Here is a 5,887-nt window from a genome sequence, read left to right on the forward strand (position 1 = left end):
GGGCAAGCCGCTGGCCGAGGGGCGCGGTGGCAATGGATCGATTACGTTCGGCCCGCAAAGCCCGTTCGGATCGATGTTCGGTGGAGCGCCTTCTTGGCCTGGAGCGCAACAGCAGTCCCCGCGCTTTGATCTGATCGACAACGCCAAGATTGTTTATGAACAGATCAGAAGCGCACAGCGAATGCCGAAGTGACCAGATCAACGAGGCAAAGCGATGACGCCGGACGACCTTGAGCTGATGCTTGTGCAGTCCCGCCTTGTGGCAACGGCTGAGGCGCTGAGTCGAGGGGCGCGTGCAGCAACACCCGAAGAAGAGGCAGAGAAGTTCAGAGTTGCTCTGGTCCAAACTGGACTGTGGCAAGGAGAGACTGATGCGGGCGCGCTCAATCGCTACTCTGTTGGTGAAATGTCCATCGAGGATCTCGCACAATACTTCAGCCTCCGGCCTTGACCTATCCATGGCGAGAGTTCGCCCGGCGGGTGGGGCGACCTTCTCGTGCCAAACGCAAGGACTCACGTGGAGAACGACTCACCTTCTGCCGCTTTCCGACTCGGCGCATGCCTGCTGGCGGCGCTCGTTGGACTTGCTCTAGGCTTCGTGCCAGCAATCGGGTTCGCCGCTGCTTCAGTATTCCCTTCCGTTCCTTTCGCAGTGTGGGTGTTTGGAACATCCGTCATTCTTGGAGCCGTCTCATACGTCGTCCCTTCCTTTGCGTTCGCACTCTTCCCTGCTGTGGCACACATGTTCGCTGGCGCGGCGAAACAGGCGGTTTGGCTAGGCGACAACGATCTCCCTGGTCCAGAGCCCTCCGCGCCCAGCTATCTCAAGGTAGCGTTCTATGCAGGTGCGGTCGCGCTGGTCGTCATCGTTCTGATCGTCAAACGTTCCTCGTAGGGATGGAATGCGGCTCACGCCTCCATCGACTGGCCGCTTTTCCGACTTTGGGCTCAGGGCGCCTGCCATGCCAGACGCTGAGTGACCGCTATGCACCCGTGAGACTGGCGATGCGAAGGTCCGCAATGGGTCGATAGCTCTGCTTCGCGGCTCGCAGGAGCGGCCGTTCGGCTTGGTCAGCACCGGCACGCAGCCCGGTCCATTCGGGCTTGACTGAACGAACCCAACGCGTTGCGCGACGAAGGTCTCCTCTCCGCCAGAGCGGTCGCTCGGGCGACAGGCTCTGACCGACCGCAACCAGCCTGAAGCGGTCGACCGGTCCTTGCCCGAAGGAAGATCGTCATGCGCCATGGATATGAGTCCCTCGTGAGGCGCCTGGCGCAGCGCGGTCACTTGCGGCTACAAGAGTCGCAGCGCCCGATGATGGGCGAAGCGTTGGATGCTGCCGGCGCCAGGCTCCGGGCCGCCTGCGAAGGCCCGCCGCAGTTCGACGGGGTTGCGTCTGCATCGGTGCGCCTCCGGCCAAGGATGCGGGCTCGATAGCGTCGAGCCACTCAGTGGTCGGCGGGATGAGCCTTCGCGATGAACCCTGCCAGGTCATCGTTGAACCGCTGGGGCGATTCAAGAAATGGCGCGTGTCCCGTGTCGGGATAGAAGAGCGTCCGGATCGATGGATTGAGTTGCTGGGCACGCCCGGCGCTGGCGTCGGCCCGCACCAGGGCGTCCAACTCGCCATAGATCTGGAGCATGGGCTTCCGAACGCCCTGGAGCCCCTTCGCAGCATCGACCGTCATGCGGTGCACGACACGCTGCATGTCGAACGATGCCAGCGCAGCATTGGCCAGCAGGCGTTGGACGACTTCATCCACGGGCGGGCGATGGAAACACAGCGTGAGAAAGGCGCGTTCTGCATCGAGCCGAGTGCGCAGGTCCAGGGAACTCATGTCTCGATAAACCTCGGGATGCGGCTGGATCTGCGCCGCGTCCAGCTCGATGACGCCGCCCACGTAGACCACGCCAGCGATGTCCGCATCGCCGTACTTCGCAAGGTAGTTGGAAATGACGGCAGCGCCCAGCGACCATCCAACCAGCATGGGCCGACCGGACTTCGACTTGCGGATGACCGCATCCAGGTCGTCCGCCCACCGCAGCCCATCGGTGTACATCTGCGGCGCCGAGGGATGGCCGGACTGCCCATGGCCCCGCAGGTCATAGGTGATCAGGCGGTAGCGTTGCAGTACCGGGCTGTCGACCTGCGCCTRCCAGCTGAGGTGGCTGCCCAACAGGCCGTGCACGAAGATCACAGGCGTTCCGCCGGGGTCGCCCGCCTCCTGGATCGACAAGGTCACGCCATCCGAAGAGACGGCCGTGTAGTGCCTGGAGGGGGGCTCGGCCCACGCGAGGTTGATCGCAGTCGCTGCGAGGGCAAGCAGGCCGGCCACGAGCGCGCGAGATAGCATGCCGAACGGCAAGAGGGTCATGGAGTTGCTCCTGATGAGACAAAGGGGCGCTGACTGTCGAGCCTCACATCCGTGTCAGGGTCAAGCCGTCGTTCTCGAATCCCCATGAAGCCTGTTGGATTACTCACCATCGGCGCACTGTCCCGCCTCACCGGCATCAGCGCGCGGGCGATTCGGCATTACGACGCCCTGAAGCTGTTGAATTCTTCGCGCGCAGAAAACGGCTACAGGAAGTTCGAGTCCGGCGCAGCCGTGCAGGTGCGCCAGATCCAACGGCTCCTGGCCGCCGGTCTGAGTCTTGATGAGATCCGGACCTTCCCCGGCTGCATGCTGCTGATCGAAGGCGCCACGCCCTGCGAGCAGACCTTGTCGGCGCAACGCGAGCGGCTGGCCCTCATCGAGGCGCAGATCGACGACCTGGAGCGCCGGCGCGCGCGATTGCGCGAGATGCTGGGCGACCACAGCGGCTGACTCTGGCTCGACTCCTTCGCGCGGCCCGCGATTCGCCAGCACCTGCCTACCGTCGCCTCCTGAGGCATTCGACTCCTGGCAAGCCCGTCTGGAGGCTGCGGCCTTCACCACTGCGGAGCCAACCAGAAAGGGATTCTGGTGTCGCGGCTCGGAGTCGAGAACCCGCTCAGGCATTGGCCAGGCCGATCTTTGACGCAATTTCGGCACACCCAGAGTTGCCCTCTGAAGCCAAGTCTTTTTGCATCGATGCCCGCGCGACGATCGACTCTCCTCGGTCCCTCGGAGCCTCGACGCATGGCTGAACATACTCGCCCTCAGCTCTCAGCAGGGGTTGCCTGCTGCGCAGCGGTTGCGGTCGGTCGCTTCGAGCTTTCGAGCGGCCGCTTGCTGCCTCAATGCGGACGCTGCGACKTTCTGGGGGGAGCCGAGCGATCGGTCAAGCGACGCGGCGCCGACGGACGCTTGTCGAAGCGCTGTGCCGCCAGTGGATCGGGGTGGGGTTGAACGTCCGCCGCGCGCCTGCGCGAACTGGCACTGTCGACCCGTTGCGGAAGTTCGTTCGGCCGAACTCAGTGCCGCGAAGCGGTTATTCAGAAAGCACGTTGATGCAGCGCGCGAGTCCCTCACATATGAGGGTGCTGGCCTTCATGTGTGCGACCTAGCCGCCGGGTAAAAATTCTGATCAACCAGGCGCGAAGAGCATTCGGCAAAGAAGCGATCATGAGTGCAAGCGCGCCGATGGTGAATACGATTGATATGCCGCCGCCGACGTGGGAGCACGTTGGCAATCCATCAACGAATCCCAGCGAACCGCCGCAGTCCATCTCGACGAAAGCGAAGGAAATGGCCGCTCCTAGTGCAAACATCCCGAGCCATGCGCCTGGGGACGGCACCATTTTGGCCTCAGCCGCCATATGCCTCCAGAAGTACGCAGCGCACGCGGTGGCCGCGGCCGCAACCGCGACAAAAGGGATGATCTGTAGGTTTTCAGGGGCGAGCCAAATAAAAAGTGCAGCCACCTCCAACCAGAGGAAGACGAAGCTCACGCACGCCGCGGTGACTTCAGCAGTCCTCGTGCTCATGTCGATAGGGGCATAGCGGCCATGCCTTCAGAACCTCCAAGCTCACCGGCGCTCGCGAAGCCCAGATCACCAGCCTGTACGAGTCCTCTCCGTCGAGCCCATTCTCGCTGAGGGAGTTCAGCCCCGAAAACAGTGCGAGAACCGTGTATGTGCCGGGCGGCACCGCTCGGGAGTAGACCTCGCCACCCGTGCATTCATGGACCTGCAAGTTTCCCGTCGGCAAGTCCAGGGAGCACCGAATCACGTGATCGTATCCAGCGAGGTCAATCGTMGGAGCGGAGTCGAAAACCTCCAGCGTCACGGGTACGGTGGTGTTTCTAAGCGGGCAGATGACCAAGACGTTCGCGGCAGCCTTCGCCCTTCGTTCCACATCGACATCCGTCCAGTCGGTCGGCGCATCGGGGAAGATGCCACCGTCCTGAACATAAAACTGGTTGTAGTCGGCGAAAACGTCGAGCACGACAGTTTGTCGAGCATTCATGCGTTATCGGCCTCCGTCCGAGAAGGGCCCTATTGGCATCGACACTCGCTCGGCCCTTTGCCTCGCATGCCAGCCGTTTGTGCTGAGGAGAAGACGGGCACCATTTCTCCGCGCCGATCGACCGCACTGCACCTCTTCACGCAGTTTGCTTCCTCGCCGGGAAGGAGTCCGGCGAGAAGCGACACAGCGAGCGTGAAGGCGACGAACGAGGCAAAGCCGACAAATACAGTCAACCCCGTGTGGCGTCGAGTTTGCGCGTGAGGCATGGTCTTGGTTACTCGCGTCCGATTCAATCGGCTTCGTCCAGGGGGCTTGAACAAGAAGTCTATCGGCTCGCTCGACAGCAGTCATCCGCGAGCGGCAGGAAGTGGCCGATTGTTGTCAGTCAGCTGCTGCGCCTTGTCGGCGGTAGGCGATCCGTTGCCGCAGGTCAATTTCTCGATCTGCCCACCCGGGAGCGGGCATTGCGCTCAGGCTTCTTCCCAGATGACGCCTTCCGTCCCATGGTTGAACCTGGCTCTCAGGCGGCTTCGGTTCAGGGGATCACTTTTGAGCCGATCTCCAATTGCAGCTTTGACCACCGCGCTACGTTCTGCATCAACAGCCAAAATTCCGTGGGGTTCTGCCGCAACTTCGTTTCGTTTACGCGCAGCTTCCCATCGAAGCCAGATGCCCCAGTCCTCCATCACCAGCCCTAGCAGACTCGGATCGACAGGAGACAGGAAGTACGTATCGCCGTATTCATCAGTGCTGTGGTCGAACTCGGCTTCGTAGATGTGCGGCACGCCGTTCCATTCCGCGATGCCAAGACGCGGGCCATCGTAATAGTCGTGGACGGTAAGTATTCGATCCATCGAGATAGCCTACCTGAAAGCAGACCTTGGCGACCGGCAGCAGCTGGCCGTCGTCGGTCCCAGGCTCCCCATGGAAGACGACATGACGTCACGCCTTCCCGCGTGCTTCCTTCTTCGCTTTTCGCGTCTCTTCGGCCACGATGCCGGCTGCCCGCCAGTGCGCGAACTCGTCCGGCGTCTCGAGCGTGACGCGGCCCCAGGCGCCGCTGCGGAAGTCGTTCAACGCCRCCTCRGCGGCYTTCTGCATGTTCACGCGGCCACCGGGCAGCAGGCCGCCGCGCTTGCGGCCCACTTCGGCCAGCAATGCCTCGTCGGTCATCGCCGAGAAGTCGGCRAGCTTGTAGCGCGCCACCAGTCGGTCCGCGTAGCGATGGCGCACGCGAGCCAGCAGCGCCATCGYTACCTCTTCCTCGTCRTAMGCATTGCGGCCGATGCCRCCGCTCGCCGCCAGGTTGTACCCACYCTGCKCRGTGAGGATTCGCGGCCACAGCATGCCCGGTGTGTCAAACAGGAAAAAGTCGTTGGCCAGCAGGATCTTCTGCTCCAGCTTGGTGATGCCCGGCTCGTCGCCCGTCTTGGYTGTGCGCTGGCCGTTGAGGGTGTTGACCAGCGTCGACTTGCCCACGTTGGGAATACCGCAAATC

9 protein-coding genes are annotated in these 5,887 nt (G+C 62.6%); 4 read left to right on the forward strand and 5 right to left on the reverse strand.

The window, feature by feature from the left end:
• From AC1D12_RS22420 to AC1D12_RS22430, 3 genes are all read left to right on the forward strand, one after another.
• Positions 1 to 193, forward strand: a 193-nt coding sequence (locus AC1D12_RS22420) for a hypothetical protein (RefSeq protein ID WP_477842941.1), incomplete at its 5' end; no start/stop codon positions are given.
• A gap of 21 nt (positions 194 to 214) precedes the next feature.
• Positions 215 to 451: a hypothetical protein gene (locus AC1D12_RS22425; protein ID WP_477828748.1), complete on the forward strand. Its 237-nt coding sequence runs from the start codon at positions 215 to 217 to the stop codon at positions 449 to 451.
• A gap of 66 nt (positions 452 to 517) precedes the next feature.
• Positions 518 to 895: a hypothetical protein gene (locus AC1D12_RS22430; protein ID WP_477842943.1), complete on the forward strand. Its 378-nt coding sequence runs from the start codon at positions 518 to 520 to the stop codon at positions 893 to 895.
• Between the two features lie 554 nt (positions 896 to 1,449).
• On the opposite strand, the gene AC1D12_RS22435 is transcribed toward AC1D12_RS22430, so the two are convergent.
• On the reverse strand, positions 1,450 to 2,376 hold the full coding sequence (locus AC1D12_RS22435; RefSeq protein ID WP_477842945.1) for an alpha/beta fold hydrolase: 927 nt from the start codon (positions 2,374 to 2,376) through the stop codon (positions 1,450 to 1,452).
• Positions 2,377 to 2,460: 84 nt separating this feature from the next.
• Here AC1D12_RS22435 and AC1D12_RS22440 point away from each other — a divergent pair, with 84 nt between their 5' ends.
• Positions 2,461 to 2,826 carry a MerR family transcriptional regulator gene (locus AC1D12_RS22440; RefSeq protein WP_477829481.1) on the forward strand — a complete coding sequence of 122 codons (366 nt, stop codon included), beginning with the start codon at positions 2,461 to 2,463 and terminating at the stop codon, positions 2,824 to 2,826.
• 623 nt (positions 2,827 to 3,449) lie between these two features.
• On the opposite strand, the gene AC1D12_RS22445 is transcribed toward AC1D12_RS22440, so the two are convergent.
• The 4 genes from AC1D12_RS22445 to AC1D12_RS22460 form a co-directional block, all read right to left on the reverse strand.
• Positions 3,450 to 3,872: a hypothetical protein gene (locus AC1D12_RS22445; RefSeq protein ID WP_477842947.1), complete on the reverse strand. Its 423-nt coding sequence runs from the start codon at positions 3,870 to 3,872 to the stop codon at positions 3,450 to 3,452.
• Positions 3,873 to 3,888: 16 nt separating this feature from the next.
• Positions 3,889 to 4,368: a hypothetical protein gene (locus tag AC1D12_RS22450; RefSeq protein WP_477829736.1), complete on the reverse strand. Its 480-nt coding sequence runs from the start codon at positions 4,366 to 4,368 to the stop codon at positions 3,889 to 3,891.
• A gap of 491 nt (positions 4,369 to 4,859) precedes the next feature.
• Positions 4,860 to 5,243 (reverse strand): hypothetical protein, encoded by a 384-nt coding sequence (locus AC1D12_RS22455; protein WP_477842949.1) that lies wholly within the window; start codon positions 5,241 to 5,243, stop codon positions 4,860 to 4,862.
• An 88-nt stretch (positions 5,244 to 5,331) separates the two neighbouring features.
• Complete coding sequence (locus tag AC1D12_RS22460; protein WP_477842951.1) at positions 5,332 to 5,886, reverse strand: YlqF/YawG family GTPase; 555 nt, start codon at positions 5,884 to 5,886, stop codon at positions 5,332 to 5,334.
• Position 5,887 lies beyond the last annotated feature (1 nt).

The sequence above is a fragment of the Rhizobacter sp. P1_G5 genome, assembly GCF_056405435.1.

Coding starts and splice junctions, on each gene's coding strand:
- AC1D12_RS22440 (WP_477829481.1), top strand. CDS start 2,461: ATGAAGCCTGTTGGATTACTCACCATCGGCGCACTGTCCCGCCTCACC.
- AC1D12_RS22455 (WP_477842949.1), bottom strand. CDS start 5,243: ATGGATCGAATACTTACCGTCCACGACTATTACGATGGCCCGCGTCTT.
- AC1D12_RS22425 (WP_477828748.1), top strand. CDS start 215: ATGACGCCGGACGACCTTGAGCTGATGCTTGTGCAGTCCCGCCTTGTG.